Source organism: Kitasatospora sp. NPDC015121 (genome assembly GCF_055562955.1).
Genome location: NZ_JBVHEH010000024.1, coordinates 57,010 through 81,068, shown reverse-complemented (window position 1 = coordinate 81,068; position 24,059 = coordinate 57,010). Strand labels below are relative to the sequence as shown.

Sequence of the window (24,059 nt, the reverse complement as noted above, 5' to 3'; positions counted from 1 at the left end):
CGGCCGGGACACCCGGCCGGGACGCCGAGGGCGGCCCACCCCCGCGGGGGTGGGCCGCCCTCTCGCGTCGTCCGGCCCGGTCCGGCCTTACTTGGCCTTGGCGAGGAAGCCCTCGAACATGTTCTTGGCGTCCGGGCCGAGGCTCGGTCCGGCCAGCCAGTGGCTGCCGTTGTCACCGATCGAGACGTTCGAGAACAGCATCCGCTTGCCGTTCTGCTGGGTGAACCAGCCGCCGCCGGAGGAACCGCCGGTCATGTTGCAGCCCATCATCATCATCGGCGGGCGCGAGGGGTCGAAGACGAACGGGGTGAGCTTGACGCCGGAGTCGCAGTGCTCCAGCTCCTGGCCGTCGAACGGCTTCCCGGCCGGGTAGCCGTACGCCTTCGGCGCGGTGACGTCCGCGGACTTGGCACCGAACAGGATCGGCACCGAGCCGCCGACGGTCTCCTCCAGCGAGCGCTTGGAGCCGTCGATGTTGGTCACCCGGACCACCGCGAAGTCGAACTGGTTGGCCGCGGTGCCCCGCATGGTGCCCTCCTTCACCCACTGCGGCATCACCAGCATGTCGACGGCCAGCCACTGGCCCAGCGGCGCGGCCTCGGCCCAGCTGGCGCTCCGGTTGCCGTTGCTGCTGACGCCGGTGCGGTTGTAGTGGGGCACGAACATGAAGTTGGTGAAGTACTTGCCGCCCTTGCCGTCGTGCACGCAGTGCGCGGCGGTCCACACCAGGTTGCTCTTGCCGGGGTGGTCCGGGTCGGAGACCACGGTGCCGGAGCAGACCGCGTCGCCCTCGCTGGTCGCGAACCGGATCTTGCCGAGCACCGCGGTGTCCGTGCCGTACGGGTGCTGCTGGGGCCGGGCCGGGATGGTCGGCGGGATGACCACGTCGCGCACCCCGGGCGCCTTCTCGTCGGTCGAGATCTGGGTGCCCTTGGACGGGTCGGAAGGGGTCTTCTTGTTCCAGTAGCTCCGGATCGCCTCGATGTCCTCCGGCTTGAAGCCGTTCTGGGACGCCCACTTCTTCCAGTCGTCCCCGGTCCAGCTCTGCACGTCGGAGAGGTACTTCTGCAGGTCGGCGACGTCCACCGAGTCCTTCGCGGAGTCACCGGCCGCCGAGGACGCGGCGGCCGGCCGCGGCTCCTTCCCGGAGCAGGCGGCGGTGCTGACGGCGAGCACCGTCACCAGGGCGGCCGCGGCCGCCCTCCGGAACCGGCGGGACGGGCGGTGCTGGTCGGTCATGGGTGTTTCCCCCGTGCTAGTCGTGTCGGAGTGGACCGGGAGCGGCGGGCCGCGCCGCCCCGGGAGGGAGGGGTCACTGCCGCGAGAGGTAGGCCAGCGCCTGGCGGGCCACGCCCTCCAGGTAGGGGCCGTTGAGGGCGGTGTGCGCCGAGCTGCCGATCGAGGTGTTGCTGACCAGCCGCTGGCGGCCGTCCGGGCCGTCGGCGAACCAGCCGCCGCCCGAGGCGCCGCCGGTCATGGTGCAGCCGATCACCAGCATCGGCGGCCGGGCCGGGTCGAAGCTGCGCGAACCCGGCCGGCCGGAGTCGCAGCGCTCCAGCTCCTGGCCGTCGAACGGCGCGACCGCCGGGTACCCCCAGGCCTGGATCGCCAACCGCTCGCGCGGGGCGTCGAACCAGACCGGCACGGCGGTGCCGATCACCTCCTCCAGCGAACGGGTCTCGCCCGCCGGGCCGCGCACCTTGACCACCGCGAAGTCGTACTGGTTCGCGGCGTCCCCGCCCCTGGTGCCCTCGGTGGTCCACAGCGGCGAGGTGATCACCTTGTCGGCCCACCACTGCCCGAGCGGGGCGACCTCGGCGAGCGTCGCCCTCCGGTGGTCGCTGGCCGCGCCGGAGCTGTTGTAGGCCGGCACGAACACCAGGTTCCGGTACCAGTCGCCGCCCCTGCCCTCGTGCACGCAGTGCGCGGCCGTCCACACCAGGTCGCTCCTGCCCGGGTGCGCCGGGTCGGCGACCACGGTGGCCGAGCACTGGCCGGTGCCGCCGTTCGGCGCGGTCATGAAGACCTTCCCGGACGCCGGGTAGCTGGTGTACGGGCGCGGCACCGGCTGCGCGACCACCGGCGGCGGCGCGTACGGCGCGGTGCCCGTCGGCGTGCCCGTTGCCGCGGTGCCCGTCGGTGCGCTCACCGACGTGCTCGCCGACGCCGATGCCGGAGCCGACGCCGGTGCGGACGGCTCCGGGGCCGGGGCGGGCTGCCGCGGGGGCGCCTGGTCCATCCTCTCGGCGCTCCACAGGCCCGGCACCACCTGGTTGTGGAAGCCGTGGCGCTGCGCCCAGCGGTCCCACTCGCCGGCGCCCCACTGCCTCAGCTCGGCGAAGCTGCGCGGGTTCCCGCCGCCGTCGCCGCCGTTCGACGTGCAGGCGCTCGCGCCCCCGACCGCCAGGGCGGCCGCGGACAGCGCGGCCACCACCCCCCGTGCCCTCACCGGCAACCCCCAAGTAACGGAACGTCTCCCCGGGGACAGTCTCCCATCCGGGCCCGGAGCGCCGGACGGCCGGTGCCCCGCCGTTGGCGTCCGGTCATCGAACCGTGATGGTGACGGTCCGTCAGGATGCCGGGGCCTCACACCCAAGGGTGAGGGATCACCCGAAAACCACCGGAACGAGTGAGCCGATCTTGTGCCCGACCCCGGGGGATAGGTAACCCTTACCTGAAGCCTGAAGGCAGTCACGCGGCTCAAGGAGCGGAATTGGCCAGCACCCTCACCGGCGTTCCCCCGGCCGTCCGGCCGACGGCCGGGCACCCCACCCCGGATCCGCTGCTCGACCCCGACCCGGCCGTCGCCGCCGAACACGCCGCCACCGAGAGCCTGTTGCGCTGCTGGGCCCGGGAGACCGCGGCCGAGCGCCCGGACGGCGACCTGCTGCGGATCCCGGTGCTCGGCGGCGCCGCGCAGCTCTCCGCACCGGTCCGGCACTGGTCGGCCTGCGGCTGGCACCGCTTCGGCCCGGCCACCGTCTCCACCGGCGCCGCCGAGCACCCGGTCGACGCGGTCACCGTCGCCGCCCTGGTGGCCGGCGCCACCGGCCGCCCCGAACCCGGCCAACTCGCCGACCTCACCGCCCGGGTGGCCGACTCGGTCGGCCGCACCGCCGAGATCCTCGCCCACCGCCGGACGGTCCCCGCCGCGCCCGCCGACCCGTTCCTGCGCGCCGAGCAGTCGCTGCTGCTCGGCCACCCGCTGCACCCCACCCCGAAGAGCCGCGACGGCCTCGGCCCCGCCCAGTCCGCCGCGTACTCCCCGGAGCTGCACGGCAGCTTCCGGCTGCACTGGTGGGCCGTGCACCGCTCGCTGCTGGCCGGCGACTCGGCCACCGGCACCCCCGTCGAACGGCTCACCGCCGAGCTGTACGGCCGCACCACGCCCGCCGACACCGCCGTGCTGCCCCTGCACCCCTGGCAGGCCCGGGAACTGGCGCTGCGCCCGGCCGTCGCCGACCTGCTGGAGCAGGGCCTGCTCACCGACCTCGGCCAGCACGGCGAGCCCTGGCACCCCACCAGCTCGGTGCGCACCGTCTGCCGCCCCGGCACCCCGTGGATGCTCAAGCTCTCGCTCGGCCTGCGGATCACCAACTCCCGCCGGGAGAACCTGCGCAAGGAGCTGCACCGGGGCGCCGAGGTGCACCGGCTGCTGGAGTCCGGCCTGTCCGACCGGTGGAAGGCCGCCCACCCCGGCTTCGACATCGTCCGCGACCCGGCCTGGATCGGCGTCGACCACCCCGCGCTGGCCGACCCCAACGGCCTGGACACCGTGCTGCGGCAGATGCCGTTCGGCCCCGCCGACCGGGCGCTCTGCGTGGCCGGACTGGTCGCCGAACAACCCGTCGGCCCCGGTCGGCCCGGCTCGCAGCTGTCGGACACCATCGGCGAGCTCGCCGCCCGCACCGGCCGCCCCGGGCCGACCGTCGCCACCGAGTGGTTCCTCCGCTACCTGGACGCCGTGGTCCTGCCGGTCCTCTGGCTGGACGGGCGGGCCGGCATCGCCCTGGAGGCCCACCAGCAGAACAGCCTGGTCCTGCTGGACACCCTCGGCTGGCCCGTCGGCGGCCGCTACCGCGACAACCAGGGCTACTACTTCCGCGCCTCGCACGCCGACCGGCTGCGGGCCCGGCTCCCCGGACTCGGCGCGCACAGCGACACCTTCGTGCCCGACCAGGTCGCCGACGAGCGCTTCGCCTACTACCTCGGCATCAACCACGTGCTCGGCCTGATCGGCGCCTTCGGCTCCCAGGGCCTCGCCGACGAACAGCTGCTGCTCGCCGCGCTGCGCCGCTTCCTGGCCGGCCCCGCCGCCACCGCCACCGGCTCCGCGCTGCCCGCCCACCTGCTGGACGCCCCCACCCTGCGCTGCAAGGCCAACCTGCTCACCCGGCTGCACGGCCTGGACGAACTGGTCGGCCCGGTCGAGACCCAGTCGGTGTACGTCGAGATCGACAACCCGGTGGCCCGGGCGTGATCCCGGAGACCGGGACGATGCCCACCCCCGCCGGTGGACTCGTCCTGCGGACGGTCGACCCCGGGACGGACCTCGACCTGCTCGCCGGCTGGATGAACGACCCGGACACCGACCGCTGGTGGGCCCTCGCGGGCCCGCCCGCCACCACCGCCGCCCACCTCGCCGCCCAGCTCGACGGCGACGGCCGCAGCCGCCCCGTGCTGGCCCTGCTCGACTCGGTGCCCACCGGCTACTTCGAGCTCTACCGGGCCGACCTCGACCCGCTGGCCGCGCACTACCCCGCCCGCCCGCACGACCTCGGCGTGCACCTGCTGCTGGCCCCCGCCGCCCGCGGCCGGGGCCTGGCCGCCCCGCTGCTCGCTGCCACCGCCGCCCGGCTGCTGGAGCGCGAACCCCGCTGCACCCGGGTGCTCGCCGAACCCGACGTCCGCAACACGCCCTCCGTCCGGGCCTTCGCCCGGGCCGGGTTCACCCGCGCCGCCGACCTCGACCTGCCCGACAAGCGCGCCGCCCTGATGATCCGCCGACGCGCCGACACCCCCGCCGCCACCTAGGACGACATGACCTCCCACGACGACACGGCGGGCCGGCCGCCCGAGCCGTACGACCTGATCGGCGTCGGCATCGGCCCGTTCAACCTCTCGCTGGCCGCGCTCGCCGACCGGGCCGAGACCGTCAGCGCGCTGTTCCTCGACGCCCGGCCCGAGTTCCGCTGGCACCCCGGCATGCTCGTCGACGGCGCCCGGATGCAGGTCCCGTTCCTGGCCGACCTGGTCACCCTGGTCGACCCCACCAACCCGTGGTCCTTCCTCAACTACCTGCGCGAGAAGCAGCGGCTGTTCCCGTTCTACTTCAGCGAGCGCTTCCAGCTGCCCCGCCGCGAGTACGAGGACTACTGCCGGTGGGCCGCCCACCGGATCCCCGCCTGCCGCTTCGGCAGCTCCGTCACCGCCGTCCACTGGGACGCCGAGGAGCGGCACTACCTGGTGCACGCGGCCGGCCGCACGCACCGCGCCCGCAACCTCGTCCTCGGCACCGGCACCGAACCCGCCCGCCCCGAGGCCTTCGCCCCGCTGCGCCGCCACCCCGCCGTGCTGCACTCCGCCGACTACCTGACCCGGCGCCACGAGCTGGACGCGGCCCGGGACGTCACGGTGGTCGGATCCGGCCAGTCCGGCGCCGAGGTCTTCCTCGACCTGCTGCGCCACCGGGCCGGCGACGGCACCCGGCTGCGCTGGCTCACCCGCAGCCGGGCGCTCGCCCCGATGGAGTACTCCAAACTCGGCCTGGAGCAGTTCACCCCCGACTACACCCGGTACTTCCACGGCCTGCCCGCCGACGTCCGCGACGCCCTCGTCCCCGCCCAGTGGCAGCTGCACAAGGCCGCCAGCGCCGAGACCCTGGCCGAGATCCACGACCACCTGTACGAGCGCACCGTGGGCCGCCCGATCGACGCCGAACCGGTCGAGATCCTCCCCGGCACCGCCGTCACCGAGGCCGGCCGGGGCCCCTGCGGCGGCCTCGAACTGCACTGCCGGCACACCGACTCCGGCCGCCGCCACCTGGTCCGCACCGACGCCGTGGTGCTGGCCACCGGCTACCGGGCGGTCCGCCCCGCCGCGCTCGACCCGATCGCCGACCTGGTCGACTGGGACGAGCAGGGCCGCTACCGGGTCGACCTCGACCACCGGGTCGCCACCCGGCCGGAACTCACCGGCGGTCTGTACGTCCAGAACGCCGAGCTGCACACTCACGGTGTCGGGACCCCGGACCTCGGGCTCGGCGCGCACCGCGCCGCCGTGATCCTGAACGCCGTCGCGGGGAAGACCCTGCACCCGCTGCCCCACCGCACCGCCTGGACCACCTTCGCACCACCCGCCCCCGTGGCGCTCCCGCGACCCCAGGAAGGAACCGAGCGTGCCGCAGCCAGCAGCTGACCCCGTCCTCCACCTGCCGCCGCAGCTCACCACCGAGCACTGGCGGGCCGCCGGGCGCGACCTGCTCGCCAAACTGCTCGGCGAGTTCTCCTACGAGGAGCTGCTGGAGCCGCGGGCCGAGGGCGGCGGCCGCTACCTGCTGCGGCTGCCCGACGCCGACTACCGCTTCACCGCCCGCCGGGGCGCGTACGGCGGCTGGCGGGTCGAGGCGGCGTCGATCGAGGGCGGCGACGACCCGCTGCGCTTCCTCCAGCAGGCCCGGCACGTGCTCGGCCTGGGCGGCGACACCACCGGCCACCTGGTCCGCGAGCTCACCGCCACCCTGATCGCCGACGCCCACCTGCGGGCCACCGCGCTGACCGCCGCCGAACTCGCCGACCTCGACCACGTCGCCCTGGAGGGCCGGCAGACCGGCCACCCGTGGATCGTCGCCAACAAGGGCCGCCTCGGCTTCTCCGCCACCGACGCGGCCGGCTGGACCCCGGAGGCCCGGCTGCCGCGCACCCTGCCCTGGCTCGCCGTGCACCGCAGCCTGGCCGAGTTCCGCGGCGACCCGACCATCTACGACACCGAGCTCGACCCCGCCTTCCGGGCCCAGCTCGGCGAGCGCGCCGACGAGTTCCACCTGCTGCCGGTGCACCCCTGGCAGTGGGACGAGACCGTGGTCGGCCTGTTCGCGCCGTGGATCGCCGACGGCCGGATCGTCCCGCTGCCCACCGACGGCGACCTGCGGCTGCCGCAGCAGTCGATCCGCTCCTTCTTCAACCTCAGCCGCCCCGACCGGTGCACCGTCAAGCTGCCGCTCTCCGTCCTCAACACCCTGGTCTGGCGCGGCCTGCCCACCGAGCGCGCGCTCGCCGCGCCCGCCGTCACCGCCTGGATCCACCGGCTGCGCGACGAGGACCCCTACCTGCGCGACGAGTGCCGGGTGGTGCTGCTCGGCGAGATCGCCTCCGTCACCGTCGAGCACCCGCTGTACCGCGACCTGCCCGACGCGCCCTACCAGTACAAGGAACTGCTCGGCGCGATCTGGCGCGAACCCCTCGGCCGCCACCTGGAGCCCGGCGAGCGCGCCCGCACCCTCGCCGCGCTGCTGCAGACCGGCTCGGACGGGCGGGCGCTGACCGCCGAACTCGTCACCCGCTCCGGCCTGGCCCCCCGGGAGTGGGCCGACCGGCTGTTCGCCGCGATGCTGCCGCCGCTGCTGCACTTCCTGTACCGGTACGGCCTGGTGTTCTCCCCGCACGGCGAGAACGCCATCGTGGTCTTCGACCGGGACGACGTGCCGGTCCGGCTCGCGGTCAAGGACTTCGTCGACGACGTCAACCTCAGCGACCAGCCGCTGCCCGAACTCGCCGACCTGCCCGCCGACGTCGCCGGGGTGCTCAACCGGGAGGGGCCGGACTACCTCTGCCAGTTCCTGCACTCCGGCCTGTTCATCGGCGTCTACCGCTACCTCGCCCCGCTCATGGAGTCCCAGCTCGGCCTGCCCGAGCGGGAGTTCTGGGAGCTGCTGGCCGACCGGATCCGCGCCTGCCAGCGCCGCTTCCCCGAACTCGCCGACCGGCACGAGCTGTTCGACCTGTTCGCGCCCCGGATCGACCGGCTCTGCCTGAACCGCAACCGGCTGCTGCTGGACGGCTACCGGGACCGCCCCGACCGCCCGCACGCCGCGGTGCACGGCCGGGTCGACAACCCGCTGCACGCGGCCGTCCGGCTACCCGCCCAGGCGTCCCGGGTTGTCAGTCCCGCCCCGTAGGCTGGGGGCGTCATGACGAACGACACCACCGCACCCCCGCCCGGCGGCCCGGAGACGGCCGAGCCCCCCGCGCCGGCCCCCGCCTCCCGCCTCCCCGAGCTGCTGCACGCCGCCGTCGCCGCCGTCGGCGGCATAGAACGGCCCGGGCAGGTCCGGATGGCCGAGGCGGTCTCCGCCGCCGTCGACGAGGGCGAGCACCTGCTCGTCCAGGCCGGCACCGGCACCGGCAAGTCCCTCGCCTACCTGGTGCCCGCGCTCGCCCACGGCGACCGGGTGGTCGTCGCCACCGCGACGCTCGCCCTGCAGCGCCAGCTCGTCGAGCGCGACCTGCCGCGCACCGTCGAGGCGCTGCACCCGGTGCTGCGCCGCCGCCCGCTGTTCGCCATGCTCAAGGGCCGCTCCAACTACCTGTGCCTGCACCGCGCCAACGAGGGCACCCCGAGCGACGAGGGCGAGGGCCTGTTCGACCCGGTCGACGCGCTCGGCGGCCCCACCGGCAAGCTCGGACAGGACGTGCTCCGGCTGCGCGACTGGGCCGAGGAGACCGAGACCGGCGACCGCGACGACCTCACCCCCGGCGTCTCCGACCGGGCCTGGGCCCAGCTCGCCGTCACCTCCAAGGAGTGCCTGGGCGCCTCCCGCTGCGCCTACGGCGAGGAGTGCTTCGCCGAGCAGGCCCGCGAGCGCGCCAAGCTCGCCGACGTCGTGGTCACCAACCACGCGATGCTCGCGATCGACGCGATCGAGGGCGCCCCCGTGCTGCCCGAGCACGGCCTGCTGATCATCGACGAGGCGCACGAGCTGGTGAACCGGGTCACCGGCGCCGCCACCGCCGAACTCACCGTCGGCGCGGTCAACCGGGCCGTCAAGCGCGCCGCCAAGCTGGCCAACGAGAAGGCGGTGGACGCGCTCCAGGCCGCCGCCGAGAACTTCCACGGCCTGATGGAGACCGCCCAGCCCGGCCAGGTCGACGAACTGCCCGAGTACCTCGGCTACGCCGTCGCCGGGATCCGGGACGCCTGCCGCCAGGTGATCACCTCGCTCGGCGAGACCCGGGACAAGGGCCTCACCGACGAGGACGCCGTCCGCAAGCAGGCGATGGCCTCCGCCGAGACGCTGCACGAGACCGCCGACCGGCTGCTCACCGGCTCCGAGTACGACGTGATCTGGATCGAGCGCTCCGACCGCTTCGGCCCGGGCACCGCCTCGCTGCGGGTCGCCCCGCTGTCGGTCTCCGGCCTGCTCCGGGAGAACCTCTACCGGGACCGCTCGGTCGTCCTCACCTCCGCCACCCTCAAGCTCGGCGGCGACTTCAACGGCGTCGCCGCCTCGCTCGGCCTGCCCGGCGAGACCCGGCTCCCCGACCACCGCACCCCCGACGGCCCCGCCGCCGAGAGCGGCGAGGACGCCCCGCCGTACTGGCGCGGCCTCGACGTCGGCTCCCCGTTCACCTACCCCAAGCAGGGCATCCTCTACGTCGCCAAGCACCTGCCGCCGCCCGGCCGGGAGCCCGACCGGCCCGAGATGCTGGACGAGCTCACCGAGCTGATCGGCGCGGCCGGCGGGCGCACCCTCGGCCTGTTCTCCTCGATGCGGGCCGCCCAGACCGCCGCGGAGAAGCTCCGCGACCGGCTCGACGTGCCGATCCTGCTGCAGGGCGAGGACACCCTGGGCGAGCTGATCAAGGCCTTCGCCGCCGACGCCGAGACCTGCCTGTTCGGCACCCTCTCGCTCTGGCAGGGCGTCGACGTGCCCGGCTCCGCCTGCCAGCTCGTCGTGATGGACCGGATCCCCTTCCCGCGCCCCGACGACCCGCTGATGAGCGCCCGGCAGAAGGACGTCGAGGCCCGCGGCGGCAACGGCTTCATGGCGGTCGCCGCCACCCACGCCGCGCTGCTGATGGCGCAGGGCGCCGGCCGGCTGGTCCGGGCCGCCGACGACAAGGGCATCGTCGCCGTCCTCGACCCGCGGCTGGCCACCGCCCGCTACGGCGGCTTCTTCCGCGCCTCCATGCCGGACTTCTGGTACACCACCGACCGCAACCAGGTCCGTCGCTCGCTCGCCGCGATCGACGCCGCCGCCCCGCCGGTCAAGCCGCGCTGAGCGCGCGAGGGGGCCGGTCCCGCCCGGGACCGGCCCCCTCGCGCGCCGTCGTTCAGAGGCGGCGCAGCACCGCCACCACCTTGCCCAGGATCGTCGCGTTGTCGCCCGGGATCGGCTCGTACGAGGCGTTGTGCGGCATCAGCCAGATCTTGCCGTCCTCGCGCTTCAGCCGCTTGACCGTCGCCTCGCCGTCGATCATCGCGGCGACGATGTCGCCGTTCTCGGCGACCGGCTGCTTGCGGACGGTCACCCAGTCGCCGTCGCAGATCGCGGCCTCGACCATGCTGTCGCCCTTCACCGTCAGCGCGAACAGCTCGCCCTCGCCGACCAGTTGGCGCGGCAGCGGGAACACGTCCTCGACGGTCTGCTCGGCCAGGATCGGCCCGCCCGCCGCGATCCGGCCGACCAGCGGCACGTACGAGGTGGACGGCCGGCCCGAGGTCTCGGTCGCCGCCGGACGGGCCACCTCGACGCCGCGCACCTCGTAGGCGCGCGGACGGTGCGGGTCGCGGCGCAGGAAGCCCTTGCGCTCCAGGGCCATCAGCTGGTGCGCGACCGAGGAGGTCGAGGACAGGCCGACGGCCTGGCCGATCTCGCGCATGGACGGCGGGTAGCCGCGCCGCTGCACGGAGTCCCGGATGACCTCGATCACCCGGCGCTGCCGCTCGGTCAAGCCGGCCTCGTCGGTGCGGATGCCGGGGGGGCGGCCGGGGAGCGAGCGGGCGACGGGGACGGGCGCACCGAGCGGGGTCTCCTCGATCGGCTGACTACGGCTCATGGGCTGGTCCATGCTCTCCTGGTCAGTGGTGCGCGCGGAACGCTCCTGCACCGGGATGGCGGTCTTGGCTTCGGCGGTGTGCATGACGCCGGTGGCGCTGGGGGTGGACATCGCGGCGACCCTCTCGTCGGGCTGGTGCTCCATCTGCCCAGCTCAACTGGCCCCTCTATCGAAAGGTTGCGCCAAACACACGTTCGAGTGAATTTATTCGAGGTTGGCTGACTTGATCAAGACTCCGGGTGTAAGTCGATTGCTTGTTCGACTCGGACAGTCTATGGCGTCGCCCCGTGACCTGTCCTCGAAACCGCTCGTTCACTCGGCGTGGCGCCGCGCCAGCTACTAGATCTAGTGGCTAGTCTCCTCGATCGGGCACAGGTGTTGTGTTCGGGTAGAGTGTTGCGAGTTGTTCGCCGTCAGGTCGCAGGGAGGGAGTTCCAGGTGCACTGCCCCTTCTGCCGGCATCCGGACAGCAGAGTCGTGGACAGTCGGGCCAGCGACGACGGGAGCTCGATCCGCCGCCGCCGGCAGTGTCCCGACTGCGGCCGCCGGTTCACCACCGTCGAGACCGCCACCCTGATGGTGATCAAGCGCAGCGGCGTCACCGAGCCCTTCTCCCGCGAGAAGGTGATCTCCGGCGTCCGCAAGGCCTGCCAGGGCCGCCCGGTCACCGAGGACGCGCTGGCCCAGCTCGGCCAGCGGGTCGAGGAGTGCGTGCGGGCCAACGGCAGCGCGGAACTCTCGACGCACGACGTCGGGTTGGCCATACTCGGCCCCCTGAAGGAACTGGACGTGGTGGCGTACCTGCGGTTCGCCTCCGTCTACCGCGCGTTCGACAACCTCGAGGACTTCGAGGCCGCGATCGCGGAGCTGCGTTCCGGCCGGCCCGCGGTCCCCGAGTCGGTGCCGGTGCCGGTGTCCTAGCCGACGCCCGCGCCGGACGTCCCGTCCCGCATTTCGACGTTTCAGCCTTTCAGCGTTTCAACGTTTCAACGTTTTCCAGCAGTCACCAGTAGTCACCGGTAGTGCCCGTGCGTCGAGGTGGGGTTCCCCCATGCCCGCGCACGGACGGAACGAACCAGTCGTGCCCGGACTTTTCCGGGCACTTCGGGCGTTTGCCCAGGAGGAGGAGCAGGAGCAGTGACAGACACCACGAGCGGGTCCGCACGAGGGTCGAAGTCGGACAAGGCCGCCAAGGGAGCCAAGGGCCCCAAGGCCGGGCTGCGGCTGGAGCGCATCTACACCACCCCCGGGACGCACCCCTACGACGCGGTCACCTGGGAGCGCCGCGATGTGGTGATGACCAACTGGCGCGACGGGTCGATCAACTTCGAGCAGCGCGGCGTCGAGTTCCCCGACTTCTGGTCGGTCAACGCCGTGAACATCGTCACCAGCAAGTACTTCCGCGGCGCGGTCGGCACCCCGCAGCGCGAGTGGAGCCTCAAGCAGATCATCGACCGGGTGGTGCTCACCTACCGCGCCGCCGGCGAGAAGCACGGCTACTTCGCCACCCCGGACGACGCCGAGACCTTCGAGCACGAGCTGACCCACGCCCTCCTCCACCAGGTGTTCAGCTTCAACTCGCCGGTCTGGTTCAACGTCGGCACCCAGCAGCCGCAGCAGGTCTCGGCCTGCTTCATCCTGGCCGTCGACGACTCGATGGACTCGATCCTCGACTGGTACAAGGAAGAGGGCATGATCTTCAAGGGCGGTTCGGGCGCGGGCCTGAACCTGTCCCGGATCCGCTCCTCCAAGGAACTGCTCTCCTCCGGCGGCAACGCCTCCGGCCCGGTCTCCTTCATGCGCGGCGCCGACGCCTCGGCCGGCACCATCAAGTCCGGCGGGGCGACCCGCCGGGCCGCCAAGATGGTCGTGCTGGACGTCGACCACCCGGACGTCGAGGCCTTCATCGAGACCAAGGTGAAGGAGGAGGAGAAGATCCGCGCGCTGCGCGACGCCGGGTTCGACATGGACCTGGGCGGCGACGACATCACCTCCGTCCAGTACCAGAACGCCAACAACTCGGTCCGCGTCAACGACGAGTTCATGACCGCGGTGGAGAACGGCGGCACCTTCGGCCTGCGCGCCCGGATGACCGGCGAGGTCATCGAGACCGTCGACGCCAAGGGCCTGTTCCGCAAGATGGCCGAGGCCGCGTGGGCCTGCGCCGACCCGGGCATCCAGTACGACTCGGTGATCAACCACTGGCACACCTGCCCCGAGTCCGGCCGGATCAACGCCTCCAACCCGTGCTCCGAGTACATGCACCTGGACAACTCCAGCTGCAACCTGGCCTCGCTCAACCTGATGAAGTTCCTCCGCGACGACGACTCCTTCGACGCGGTGAACTTCGCCAAGGTCGTCGAGCTGGTCATCACCGCGATGGACATCTCGATCTGCTTCGCCGACTTCCCGACCGAGAAGATCGGCGAGACCACCCGCGCCTACCGGCAGCTCGGCATCGGCTACGCCAACCTCGGCGCCCTGCTGATGGCCACCGGCCACGCCTACGACTCGGCCGGCGGCCGCGCCCTGGCCGGCGCGATCACCTCGCTGATGACCGGCACCGCCTACCGCCGCTCGGCCGAACTCGCCGCCGTGGTCGGCCCGTACGACGGCTACGCCCGCAACGCCGCCCCGCACCAGCGGGTCATGAAGCAGCACGCGGACGCCTCGGCCGCCGTCGCCCCGCTGGACGACCTGGACACCCCGGTGTGGGCGGTCGCCAACGACACCTGGGCCGACGTGGTCCGCCTGGGCGCGCAGAACGGTTTCCGCAACGCGCAGGCCTCGGTGCTCGCCCCGACCGGCACCATCGGCCTGATGATGGACTGCGACACCACCGGCGTCGAGCCGGACCTCGCCCTGGTCAAGTTCAAGAAGCTGGTCGGCGGCGGCTCGATGCAGATCGTCAACGGCACCGTCCCGCGCGCCCTCAAGCGCCTGGGCTACCAGGACGAGCAGGTCGAGGCGGTCGTCGCGCACATCGCCGAGCACGGCAACGTCATCGACGCGCCCGGCCTCAAGGCCGCCCACTACGAGGTGTTCGACTGCGCCATGGGCGAGCGGTCGATCTCCCCGATGGGCCACGTCCGGATGATGGCCGCGATCCAGCCGTGGATCTCCGGCGCCATCTCCAAGACCGTCAACATGCCGGAGAACGCCACCGTCGAGGACGTCGAGGAGATCTACTTCGAGGCGTGGAAGCTCGGCGTCAAGGCGCTGGCCATCTACCGCGACAACTGCAAGGTCGGCCAGCCGCTCTCCGCCAAGACCAAGACCCCGGCGGCGACCACCGCCGCGGCCCCGGTCGCCGCCCCGGCCCCCGCGGTCGAGAAGGTCGTCGAGTACCGGCCGACCCGCAAGCGCCTGCCCAAGGGCCGCCCCGGCATCACCACCTCCTTCACGGTCGGCGGCGCCGAGGGCTACATGACCGCCAACTCCTACCCGGACGACGGCCTCGGTGAGGTCTTCCTGAAGATGTCCAAGCAGGGCTCGACCCTCGCGGGCATGATGGACGCCTTCTCCATCGCCGTCTCGGTCGGCCTGCAGTACGGCGTCCCGCTGGAGACGTACGTCGCCAAGTTCACCAACATGCGCTTCGAACCGGCCGGCCTGACCGACGACCCGGACGTGCGGATGGCCCAGTCGATCGTCGACTACATCTTCCGCCGCCTCGCCCTCGACTTCCTGCCCTTCGAGACCCGCTCCGCGCTGGGCATCCACTCCGTCGAGGAGCGCACCCGGCACCTGGAGACCGGCTCCTACGAGCCGACCGAGGACGACGAGGTCGAGATCGAGTCGCTCGCCCAGTCCGCCCCGCTCGCCGCGGAGAGGCCGCACGTCGCCCTCCCGCTCGTCGAGCAGCCCAAGGCGGCCCCGGCCGCGCACAACTCCACCGAACTCGCCGAGATCCGGCTCGGCCTGAACGCCGACGCCCCGCTCTGCTTCTCCTGCGGCACCAAGATGCGCCGCGCGGGCAGCTGCTACCTCTGCGAGGGCTGCGGCTCCACCAGCGGCTGCAGCTGACGCACCGCCGGCACCGACCGACGCCCGGGGCGTCCACCGCACTGCGGTGGGCGCCCCGCGCCGTGCCGGAGGGCCGCCCGTGCCGCCGGGTCGACGACCGGGACGTCGGGCGGCCGCGAGGCGCCGCCGCCCGACCGCACCCGTCGCTGCCGGTGCACCCGGGGGAGCCGGCGCGGGAGCGTCCGGAGGGCGGGCGCCAGGGGGGAGGGGCCCGGGGGAGCGGCTGCCGGGCCCGGCCGGGCCGTCCCAGGAGGAGCTCGCCGAGGGCCGTGAGCTCCGAACCGCCGTTCCCCCGGCCGCGCGGGCCGGGCTGCCGGGTGCGCCGGTGCCGGGCACGCTGGGGGGAGTGGCGGAGCAGAGGGGTGAACGCGATGCGGCCGATACTCGTGACGGGCGGGACGGGAACCCTGGGGAGCGCCGTGGTGGGCCGGCTGCTGTCGCGCGGCTGCCCGGTGCGGGTGCTGAGCCGGCAGGCGCACACGCCGGGGGAGCACGGCTGGGCGGTGGGCGACCTGGTGACCGGCCGCGGGCTGGAGGCGGCGCTGGCCGGCGCCGGGACGGTGGTGCACTGCGCGACCACCAACGGCGGGCGGGACGTCGAGGCCACCCGCCGCCTGGTGGAGGCGGCCCGCGGCGCCGGGGTGCCGCACCTGCTGTACGTGTCGATCGTCGGGGTGGACCGGGTGCCGCTCGGCTACTACCGGGCGAAGGCGGAGTGCGAGCGACTGGTCGCCGGCTCCGGCCTGGGGTGGACGGTGCTGCGGGCCACCCAGTTCCACGACCTGCTGGCGCGGATGCTGGAGGGGTTGTCGAAGGCCCCGGTGCTGGTGGTGCCGCGCGGGGTGGCGTTCCAGCCGGTCGACGTGCGGGACGTCGCGGAGCGGCTGGCGCAGCTCGCCGAGGCGGCCCCGGCCGGGCGGGCGGACGACTTCGGCGGGCCCGAGGCGCGTCCGGTGGAGGCGTTGGCGGCGGAGTTCCTGCGAGCCCGGGGCCGGCGGCGGCCGGTGCTGCGGGCGCCGCTGCCCGGCCGGTCGGTGAAGGCGCTGCGGGCGGGCGGGAACCTGGTGCCGGAGCGCCGGGCGGGCCGGATCACCTTCGCCGAGTTCCTCGCGGAGCGCTACCCGGCCTGACCCCGGCCGGTGTGTCAACCGTGGTTGACACACCCCCTCGCGTCAACCTATGTTGACACCATGAGCGAGACGACACGGCTCGCGGCCGACGCGAGCGGCGGCGATCCGGCCACCGGCCTGCGCGCGGTCCGGGCCCTGCGGGACCTGGCCGACCGACTGGAGGACCTGCAGGTCGGCAACGCCCGGAGCAGGGGCTGGTCCTGGCACGAGATCGCGGTCTGCCTGGGGGTCACCCGGCAGGCCGTGCACAAGAAGCACGCCCGACGGGCGGCCGGACGGGGAGGGGACTGACATGTTCGAACGGTTCGCGGAGGAGGCCCGCCGGGCGGTCACCCTGGCCGGCCAGGAGGCCCGGCGGATGCGCCACGACCACCTGGGCACCGAGCACCTGCTGCTCGGCCTGCTCGCCCGGCCGCAGGACCCGGTCGCCCGGCTGCTCGGCGACGCGGGGCTCGACCTGGACGGCGGGCGGCGCGCGGTGCTCCGCGTGCTGGGCGGCTCCGGGCCGGAGCGCGACGCCGCCGCGCTGGCCGCGATCGGCATCGACCTGGACGCGGTCCGCGCGGCCGTCGAGCACACCTTCGGCACCGGCGCGCTGGACGCCCCGCCGCCGGCCCGCCGCTCCCGCTGGAGCGGACCCCGGTTCACCGGGCACGGCCGGCGGGCGATGGTGCTGACCCTGCGCGCGGCCACCGGGCTGGGGGCCCGCCGGATCGAGACCGGCCACCTGCTGCTCGGCCTGCTCCGCGAGGGCGGCGGAACGGCCGTCCGGGTGCTGCGCGAACAGGGCGTCGACCTGGCCGAACTGGAGCGCGCGACGGAAGCTTCGCTGGTGGGCGGGCTCCGGGAGGCCTCATAGCACGGAGTGGTCACAACTGGGGCGCTGCCCGATGAAGGTCGAACGCGCTCCTTGGCCTGGGGGTACCGGTGAGTTAACGTCTTTGAGCCAGCGATCGCTGGGTACAGATCCACATCTCCGGTACAGCGCAGTGTTTCTGTCGTATGGCTGGCATGCCCATGCCCTGGCAAGGAGGACCGCATTGACCACCCCCGTGACCGCCCGTCGCCGTCGGCTGCTCGCCGTACCGGCCGTGCTGGCACTGGCGTTGACGGCCGCCTGTTCGAACAGCTCCTCCGACGGCGGGGGCGGCGGTGGCGGCGGGGGCGGCTCCAGCGCCGCGCTGACCGGTGACTGCGCCAAGTACCAGGCGTACGCGGGGCACTCCGGGACCACGGTCACGATGTACGCCTCGATCCTCTCGCCCGAGTCCGACTCGCTGGAGAAGTCCTGGGCCGAGTTCACTACCTGTACCGGCATCAAGATCGGCTACGAGGGTTCCAACGACTTCGAGTCGCAGCTCCCGGTCCGGGTGGCCGGCGGCAACGCCCCCGACCTGGCGATCGTCCCGCAGCCCGGCCTGCTCGCCCAGATGGTGAAGTCCGGCAAGGTGGTCAAGCCGCCGCAGCAGACCGTCGAGAACGAGAACAAGTGGTCGCCGGTCTGGAAGGAGTACGGCTCGGTCAACGGCACCTTCTACGCGGCGCCGATGAGCGCCAACATGAAGTCGCTGGTCTGGTACTCGCCCAAGGCGTTCAAGGCAGCCGGCTACGAGGTCCCGAAGACCTGGGCCGAACTGGTCGCGCTCAGTGACAGGATCGCCCGGGCCGGCGGCCAGATGAAGCCCTGGTGCGGCGGCATCGGCTCGGGCACCGCCACCGGCTGGCCGGCCACCGACTGGCTGGAGGAGGTCGTGCTCGGCTCGTACGGCGGCGACGTCTACGACCAGTGGGTCAGCCACAAGGTGAAGTTCTCCGACGAGAAGATCACCACCGCGATGAAGACCGTCGCCGACTGGATGCAGAACCCGGCCTGGGTCAACGCGGGCTTCGGCGACGTCAAGACGATCGCCACCACCACCTTCCAGGACGCCGGCACCCCGATCCTCAGCGGCAAGTGCGGGATGCTCCAGCAGGCCTCCTTCTACCGCGCGCAGTGGCCCAAGGGCACCAGCATCGGGCCGGACGGCGACGTCTTCGCCTTCCAGCTGCCCGCGGTCAACCCGCAGGTCAACAGCCCGGTCGAGGGCGGCGGCGAGTTCCTGGCCGCGTTCTCCGACCGGCCCGAGGTGCAGGCCGTGCAGAACTACCTGTCCAGCTCCGAGTGGGCGAGCAGCCGGGTCAAGGTCTCGCCGGGCTGGGTCTCCGCCAACCAGGGCGTGGACAAGAGCCTGTACACCGACCCGATCGACAAGCTGTCCGCCGAGTCGCTCACCGACCCCGCGGCCACCTTCCGGTTCGACGGCTCCGACCTGATGCCCGCCGCCGTCGGCTCGGGCGCCGAGTGGAAGGCGCTGACCGCCTGGTTCGCCGAGGGCCAGTCGATCCAGAAGACGGCCGCCGACATCGACGCGGCCTGGCCGTAGGCCGACGGCGGCGGCCGACGACGGCAGCCGGACGCCACCGGGCAGCGCGGGTCCGCCCGCGCTGCCCTTCCCGTGCCCCGAGGAAGGACCCACCGCCATGCCCACCGACCCCCGGTCCGCCGGGCCGGCGCTCCACCTCGCCGACTCGCTGTGGCAGGACGCGGCGATCAAGTTCGGCAACACCGCGGGCGCCGTGCTGGGCTTCCTCGGCATCCTGCTCGTCGTCTTCTTCGCGGCCGGCCGCGCCACCGGACGCTTCTCCCGCCCGCTGGCGATCGCCCTGATGCTCGGCCCCGCCGCCGTCCTGCTGCTCACCGGCCTGGTGGTGCCGCTGCTGCGCACCGTCTACCTGAGCTTCTACGACGCGGACTCGACCACGTTCGTCGGCGGGAGGAACTACGGCTGGGCGGCGACCAGTTCGCCGATCCACGAGGTGCTGCTGAACACCCTGCTCTGGCTGGTGGTGGCCCCGCTCGCCGCCACCGGGCTGGGCCTGCTGCTGGCCATGCTGGTCGACCGGATGCGTGGTCAGGCGGTCTACAAGTCGCTGATCTTCATGCCGATGGCGGTCTCGCTGGTGGCCGCCTCGCTCATCTTCAAGCTGCTGTACGAGTCGCGCGGCAGCGGGCAGAACCAGGTCGGCCTGCTCAGCCAGGTCGTGGTCGCGCTCGGCTGGGACGACCCGCCGAACTGGATCCTCAGCCAGCCGCTGAACGACTTCCTGCTGATGTCCGCGATGGTCTGGGTGCAGACCGGCTTCGCCATGGTGGTGCTGTCCGCCGCGATCAAGGCCATCCCGGACGAGATCACCGAGGCGGCCCGGCTCGACGGCGCCACCGGCCTGCGGCTGTTCCTGCACGTCACCGTGCCGATGATCCGCACCACGCTGGTGGTGGTGCTCACCACCATCATGATCATCACGCTGAAGGCCTTCGACATCGTCCGCACCATGACCGGCGGCAACTTCGGCACCCAGGTGCTGGCCAACGAGATGTACTCGCAGAGCTTCGAGCAGTACAACACCGGCCGCGGCAGCGCCCTCGCGGTGATCCTCTTCCTCGCGGTGGCCCCCCTGGTGGTCTACAACATCGCCCTGCTGCGCAAGGAGCGTGCGACCCGATGAGCACCGAGCCCACCGACGCCCCCGCGCTCGCCGGGGAACCGGCCCCCGGCAAGGCGCCCCGACCCGACCTGCCGCCCGTCAAGGCCGTCCGCCGGGCGTTCGGCTCGCCGCTGGCGAGCGCCCTGGTGATCGCCGTCGCGGTGCTGTGGACCATCCCGACCGTCGGCCTGCTGGTCACCTCGCTGCGCCCGAAGCAGGACGTGGTCTCCTCCGGCTGGTGGGAGGCCTTCGTCCACCCGGACCTCGGCCTGGAGAACTACCGGGCGGTGCTGTTCGACAACTCCTTCGGCACCTCCGGCGGCCTGATGCCGTACCTGGTCAACTCGGTGGCGATCGCCGTCCCGGCCACGGTCTTCCCGCTGGTGCTGGCCGCGATGGCGGCGTACGCGCTGGCCTGGGTGCGGTTCAGGGGCAGCGACACGATCTTCTTCGTGGTCTTCGCGCTGCAGGTGGTGCCGCTGCAGATGTCGCTGATCCCGCTGCTGCGGCTGTTCTCCGGCGGCGCGCACCTGGGGTCGGTGACGGTGATCCCGGCGCTCAGTCTGAAGGACACCTACCTGCCGGTCTGGCTGACGCACACCATGTTCGCGTTGCCGCTGGCGATCTTCCTGCTGCACAACTTCATCGCTCAGCTGCCGCGCGACCTGATGGAGGCGGCGGTGGTGGACGGGGCCTCGCACTTCAAGATCTTCCGGTCGATCGTGCTGCCGCTGAGCGCGCCCGCGCTGGCCTCGTTCGCCATCTTCCAGTTCCTGTGGGTGTGGAACGACCTGCTGGTGGCGCTCACCTTCGCCGGCGGCAACCCGACCGTCGCGCCGATGACCTCCAAGCTGGCCCAGCTCTCCGGCTCCAACGGCAGCCGCTGGGAGCTGCTCAGCGCGGGCGCCTTCCTGTCGATGCTGATCCCGCTGGCGGTGTTCTTCGCCCTGCAGCGCTACTTCGTCCGCGGCCTGCTGGCCGGGTCGGTCAAGGGCTGACGGGACCGCGGAGGGGCGGTCCGGCCGCCCGCCCTCCTTGAACGAGCGCGGACAAACAGGTCGGATGCGGAGCGTTCGGCTCCTAGTTGGCCGGAAGTCGTGGCTGTGATGTGAGGGTTCTGGGGACGCGCCGGGGTCGGAGCCGGTAGGACGGAGGGCGGCAACTTCTGCCGTTGATCCGGTCATCCGACCTTGGGGGGTTGGCGTGAGGCTCAGAAAACGAATCGCCGGGCTGCTCGTGGGCATGCTCGCGGCGAGCGGACTGATGGTGGCACCCGCGGCGCACGCGGTCACCGCCGTCCTCGGCAACAACACCGTCGGTACCGCCACCGACTCCGGTGACTCCAACTACATCAACACCTCGCGCTTCGTGACGGGCGCCAGCGGCGGCACCGTCAACAGCGTCAGCGTGTACGTCGGGGCCGTCGGCTCCACGCCCAACGACCAGTACCAGGTGGCGGTCTACGGCGACGTGGCCGGCAAGCCCGGTCCGCTGCTCGGCTCATCGGCCGCCGGCACGCTCACCGCGCACTCCTGGAACACCCTGCCGGTCGCCGCGACGCTCGCGCCGAACACGCCGTACTGGCTGGCGTACAACTCCAACGGCGTCTCCGCCGCGGTCAACAACCTGAACTACTCCACCGGCGGCCAGAGCGGCTACTCCACCGGCGGCACGGCCTACGGCACCTGGCCCAGCAGCTTCGGCGCCGTCTCCACCGGCAACCTGAACTACTCGATCTACGCCACCTACACGCCGTCCGGCGGCGGTGGCGGCACCCCCGGCAGCGGACCCGGCAACGAGGGCCCGATCCTGCTGGTCACCAACTCGGCCAACCCGTACAGCACCTACTACGGCGAGATCCTCAAGGCCGAGGGCCTGAACTACTACAAGACCGCCGACCTGAGCACCGTCACCGCGACCACGCTCAACTCGTACGACGTGGTCCTGCTCGCGGAGAACCAGCTCACCGCCGCCCAGACCACCATGTTCACCACCTGGGTGAACGGCGGCGGCCGGCTCGTCGCGATGCGGCCCGACAAGCAGCTCGCCGGGCTGCTCGGCCTCACCAGCAGCACCGACACGCTGGCCGACGCCTACCTGAAGATCGACACCACCGCGGCCCCCGGCGCCGGGCTGACCCCGGACACCATCGGCTTCCACGGCACCGCGGACAAGTACGCGCTGAACGGCGCCACCGCCGTCGCCACCCTGTACAGCGACGTCGCCGTGGCCACCACCAACCCGGCCGTCACGCTGCGCACCGTCGGCACCGGCCAGGCCGCCGCGTTCACCTTCGACCTCGCCAAGTCCGTCGTGCAGACCCGCCAGGGCAACATCGCCTGGGGCGGCCAGCAGCGCGACAACGTCGACGGCATCGAGGCCAGCGAGATGTTCTTCGGCACCGGCGGACAGCTCAACTGGAACAACCTCGACAAGGCGCAGATCCCGATCGCCGACGAGCAGCAGCGCCTGCTCGCCAACCTGATCACCAGCATGGACGCCGCCAAGAAGCCGCTGCCGAAGTTCTGGTACTTCCCGCGGGACGTCAAGGCCGTCGTGGTGATGACCGGTGACGACCACGGCATCGGCGGCACCGGCGGCCGCTTCGACGGCTACGTCGCGCAGAGCCCGGTCGGCTGCAACGTCGCCAACTGGGAGTGCGTGCGCGCCTCGTCCTACATCTACACCAACGACCCGCTGACTGACGCCCAGGCCAAGGCCTACTCCGACCAGGGCTTCGAGATCGGCACGCACGTCACCACCAACTGCACGCCGTGGGGCACCCCCACCGACCTGCAGAACGTCTACGCCACCCAGATCGGCGCCTGGAAGGCCAAGTACACCTCGCTGCCCAACCCGGACAGCACCCGCACCCACTGCGTCGAGTGGGACGACTGGGCGACCCAGGCCAAGACCAAACTGGCCAACGGCATCCGGCTGGACACCGACTACTACTACTACCCGGCCAGCTTCGTGCAGGACCGGCCCGGCTACTTCAACGGCACCGGCCTGCCGATGAAGTACGCGGACAGCGACGGCAGCACCATCAACGAGTACCAGGCCACCACCCAGCTCACCGACGAGTCCGGGCAGTCCATGCCGGGCACCGTCAACACGCTGCTGGACAACGCCTACAACTCCAAGGGCTACTACACCGTCCTCACCGCCAACATCCACACCGACTACGCCGCCTCCACCGCCTCGGACCAGGTCATCGCCTCGGCCAAGGCGCACGGCGCCCCCGTCGTCTCCGGCCGCCAGCTGCTCACCTGGCTGGACACCCGCAACGGCTCCGCGTTCTCCGGCCTGAGCTGGAGCGCCAACACGCTCAGCTTCAGCATCACCGGCGGCGCCAACGGCCTGCGCGCCATGGTCCCGGTCAACTCGGCGGGCGGCACGCTCACCGGCATCAAGCAGGGCACCACCAACGTCAGCTACCGCATCGAGACCATCCACGGCGTCGCGTACGCCTTCTTCGACGGCAACGTCGCCTCCTACACCGCGACCTACGGCACCGACACCACCCCGCCGACGGTCACCGGCTCGGTGCCGGCCAACGGCGCCACCGGCGTCTCGGCCACGGCCCCGGTGAAGGCCTCGTTCGGCGAGCCCGTCCAGGCGAGCACCGTCAACGCCACCAACGTCACGCTGAAGACCACCACCGGCGCCGTCGCGGTGGCCGGCACCGTCTCGCTGGACGCCGCCACCAACACCGTCACCTTCACCCCGAGCGCCGCGCTCTCGCTCAGCACCGGCTACACGCTGAGCATCGCCAACGTGAAGGACCTGGCGGGCAACACCCAGACGGCCGCCTACACCGCCGCCTTCACCACCGCCGGCGCGCCGCCGCAGACCATCGGCAACAGCGCCGTCGGCAGCCAGCTCGACGACACCGACTCCAACCACCTCAACGGCTCCAAGATCACCACCGGGGCCTCCGGCATCGCGCTGACCTCGCTCAACGTGCACACCGGGCAGATCAGCGCCGCGCCCAACAACCAGTTCCAGATCGCCGTCTACAGCGACAACGGCGGCTCGCCGGACGCCCTGCTGGCCACCAGCTCGGTCGGCACGCTGAGCGCCAACGCCTGGAACAGCGCCCCGATCACCTACACGCTGGCGCCCGGCACCACGTACTGGCTGATCTACAACTCCAACGGCACCAGCTCCACCGTCAACAACATGCACTACGGCTCCGGCCCGGCCGGCTCGGGCGTCTACAGCAGCGCCTCCGTCCCGTTCGGCACCTTCCCGGCCAGCTTCGGCACCGCCGTGAAGGACAACCTCGTGTACTCCCTGTACGGCACCTACTAGCCGGTCG

The 24,059-nt window shown here is 72.5% G+C and carries 16 protein-coding genes and 1 pseudogene; 14 read left to right on the top strand and 3 right to left on the bottom strand.

Annotation, left to right across the window (positions count from 1 at the left end):
* Nucleotides 1–87: 87 nt before the first annotated feature.
* Both ACZ3J7_RS30335 and ACZ3J7_RS30330 read right to left on the bottom strand, forming a co-directional pair.
* Nucleotides 88–1,239, bottom strand: a complete 1,152-nt coding sequence (locus ACZ3J7_RS30335; protein WP_465626608.1) for a trypsin-like serine peptidase — start codon at nt 1,237–1,239, stop codon at nt 88–90.
* Nucleotides 1,240–1,312: 73 nt separating this feature from the next.
* Nucleotides 1,313–2,449, bottom strand: coding sequence for a trypsin-like serine peptidase (locus tag ACZ3J7_RS30330; protein WP_465626606.1), 1,137 nt, complete (start codon nt 2,447–2,449; stop codon nt 1,313–1,315).
* 180 nt (nt 2,450–2,629) lie between these two features.
* Here ACZ3J7_RS30330 and ACZ3J7_RS30325 point away from each other — a divergent pair, with 180 nt between their 5' ends.
* Genes ACZ3J7_RS30325 through ACZ3J7_RS30305 form a run of 5 tightly spaced genes read left to right on the top strand, consistent with a single transcriptional unit; the run spans nt 2,630 to nt 10,279 of the window.
* On the top strand, nt 2,630–4,480 hold the full coding sequence (locus ACZ3J7_RS30325) for an IucA/IucC family protein (protein WP_465626604.1): 1,851 nt from the start codon (nt 2,630–2,632) through the stop codon (nt 4,478–4,480).
* 17 nt (nt 4,481–4,497) lie between these two features.
* Nucleotides 4,498–5,034, top strand: a complete 537-nt coding sequence (locus ACZ3J7_RS30320) for a GNAT family N-acetyltransferase (RefSeq protein ID WP_465626602.1) — start codon at nt 4,498–4,500, stop codon at nt 5,032–5,034.
* Nucleotides 5,035–5,040: 6 nt separating this feature from the next.
* Complete coding sequence (locus tag ACZ3J7_RS30315) at nt 5,041–6,417, top strand: lysine N(6)-hydroxylase/L-ornithine N(5)-oxygenase family protein (RefSeq protein ID WP_465626600.1); 1,377 nt, start codon at nt 5,041–5,043, stop codon at nt 6,415–6,417.
* Nucleotides 6,398–8,176 (top strand): IucA/IucC family protein, encoded by a 1,779-nt coding sequence (locus ACZ3J7_RS30310; protein WP_465626598.1) that lies wholly within the window; start codon nt 6,398–6,400, stop codon nt 8,174–8,176. The genes ACZ3J7_RS30315 and ACZ3J7_RS30310 overlap by 20 nt, the downstream gene beginning before the upstream one ends.
* 12 nt (nt 8,177–8,188) lie before the next feature.
* Entirely contained in the window at nt 8,189–10,279 is a 2,091-nt protein-coding gene (locus ACZ3J7_RS30305) for an ATP-dependent DNA helicase (RefSeq protein ID WP_465626596.1), read from the top strand.
* A 52-nt stretch (nt 10,280–10,331) separates the two neighbouring features.
* Here ACZ3J7_RS30305 and lexA read toward each other — a convergent pair.
* Nucleotides 10,332–11,003, bottom strand: a pseudogene (gene lexA, locus ACZ3J7_RS30300) (transcriptional repressor LexA); the annotation flags it as partial.
* Nucleotides 11,004–11,495: 492 nt separating this feature from the next.
* Here lexA and nrdR point away from each other — a divergent pair.
* The 9 genes from nrdR to ACZ3J7_RS30255 all read left to right on the top strand — a co-directional run bounded on the left by nrdR (nt 11,496) and on the right by ACZ3J7_RS30255 (nt 24,052).
* Nucleotides 11,496–11,978: a transcriptional regulator NrdR gene (gene nrdR, locus ACZ3J7_RS30295; RefSeq protein WP_465626594.1), complete on the top strand. Its 483-nt coding sequence runs from the start codon at nt 11,496–11,498 to the stop codon at nt 11,976–11,978.
* A 216-nt stretch (nt 11,979–12,194) separates the two neighbouring features.
* Nucleotides 12,195–15,083: a vitamin B12-dependent ribonucleotide reductase gene (locus tag ACZ3J7_RS30290; RefSeq protein WP_465626592.1), complete on the top strand. Its 2,889-nt coding sequence runs from the start codon at nt 12,195–12,197 to the stop codon at nt 15,081–15,083.
* A gap of 371 nt (nt 15,084–15,454) precedes the next feature.
* A complete protein-coding gene (locus ACZ3J7_RS30285; RefSeq protein ID WP_465626590.1) occupies nt 15,455–16,213 on the top strand; it encodes an SDR family oxidoreductase in 759 nt (252 codons plus the stop codon).
* 60 nt (nt 16,214–16,273) lie between these two features.
* Nucleotides 16,274–16,504, top strand: coding sequence for an RNA polymerase subunit sigma-70 (locus ACZ3J7_RS30280; protein WP_465626588.1), 231 nt, complete (start codon nt 16,274–16,276; stop codon nt 16,502–16,504).
* A 1-nt stretch (nt 16,505) separates the two neighbouring features.
* Nucleotides 16,506–17,072 carry a Clp protease N-terminal domain-containing protein gene (locus tag ACZ3J7_RS30275; protein ID WP_465626586.1) on the top strand — a complete coding sequence of 189 codons (567 nt, stop codon included), beginning with the start codon at nt 16,506–16,508 and terminating at the stop codon, nt 17,070–17,072.
* A 181-nt stretch (nt 17,073–17,253) separates the two neighbouring features.
* Complete coding sequence (locus ACZ3J7_RS30270; RefSeq protein ID WP_465626584.1) at nt 17,254–18,636, top strand: ABC transporter substrate-binding protein; 1,383 nt, start codon at nt 17,254–17,256, stop codon at nt 18,634–18,636.
* Between the two features lie 97 nt (nt 18,637–18,733).
* A complete protein-coding gene (locus ACZ3J7_RS30265; RefSeq protein WP_465626582.1) occupies nt 18,734–19,759 on the top strand; it encodes a carbohydrate ABC transporter permease in 1,026 nt (341 codons plus the stop codon).
* Complete coding sequence (locus tag ACZ3J7_RS30260; protein ID WP_465626580.1) at nt 19,756–20,736, top strand: carbohydrate ABC transporter permease; 981 nt, start codon at nt 19,756–19,758, stop codon at nt 20,734–20,736. Before ACZ3J7_RS30265 ends, ACZ3J7_RS30260 begins: the two co-directional genes overlap by 4 nt.
* Before the next feature lie 205 nt (nt 20,737–20,941).
* A complete protein-coding gene (locus ACZ3J7_RS30255) occupies nt 20,942–24,052 on the top strand; it encodes an Ig-like domain-containing protein (RefSeq protein WP_465626578.1) in 3,111 nt (1,036 codons plus the stop codon).
* The last annotated feature ends 7 nt before the right edge of the window (nt 24,053–24,059 follow it).

What these genes read in the sequence shown, in the direction of transcription:
- ACZ3J7_RS30335 (WP_465626608.1), bottom strand. Translation starts at nt 1,239, where the DNA reads ATGACCGACCAGCACCGCCCGTCCCGCCGGTTCCGGAGGGCGGCCGCG.
- ACZ3J7_RS30320 (WP_465626602.1), top strand. Translation starts at nt 4,498, where the DNA reads ATGCCCACCCCCGCCGGTGGACTCGTCCTGCGGACGGTCGACCCCGGG.
- ACZ3J7_RS30315 (WP_465626600.1), top strand. Translation starts at nt 5,041, where the DNA reads ATGACCTCCCACGACGACACGGCGGGCCGGCCGCCCGAGCCGTACGAC.
- ACZ3J7_RS30305 (WP_465626596.1), top strand. Translation starts at nt 8,189, where the DNA reads ATGACGAACGACACCACCGCACCCCCGCCCGGCGGCCCGGAGACGGCC.
- ACZ3J7_RS30285 (WP_465626590.1), top strand. Translation starts at nt 15,455, where the DNA reads ATGCGGCCGATACTCGTGACGGGCGGGACGGGAACCCTGGGGAGCGCC.
- ACZ3J7_RS30280 (WP_465626588.1), top strand. Translation starts at nt 16,274, where the DNA reads ATGAGCGAGACGACACGGCTCGCGGCCGACGCGAGCGGCGGCGATCCG.
- ACZ3J7_RS30275 (WP_465626586.1), top strand. Translation starts at nt 16,506, where the DNA reads ATGTTCGAACGGTTCGCGGAGGAGGCCCGCCGGGCGGTCACCCTGGCC.
- ACZ3J7_RS30265 (WP_465626582.1), top strand. Translation starts at nt 18,734, where the DNA reads ATGCCCACCGACCCCCGGTCCGCCGGGCCGGCGCTCCACCTCGCCGAC.
- ACZ3J7_RS30260 (WP_465626580.1), top strand. Translation starts at nt 19,756, where the DNA reads ATGAGCACCGAGCCCACCGACGCCCCCGCGCTCGCCGGGGAACCGGCC.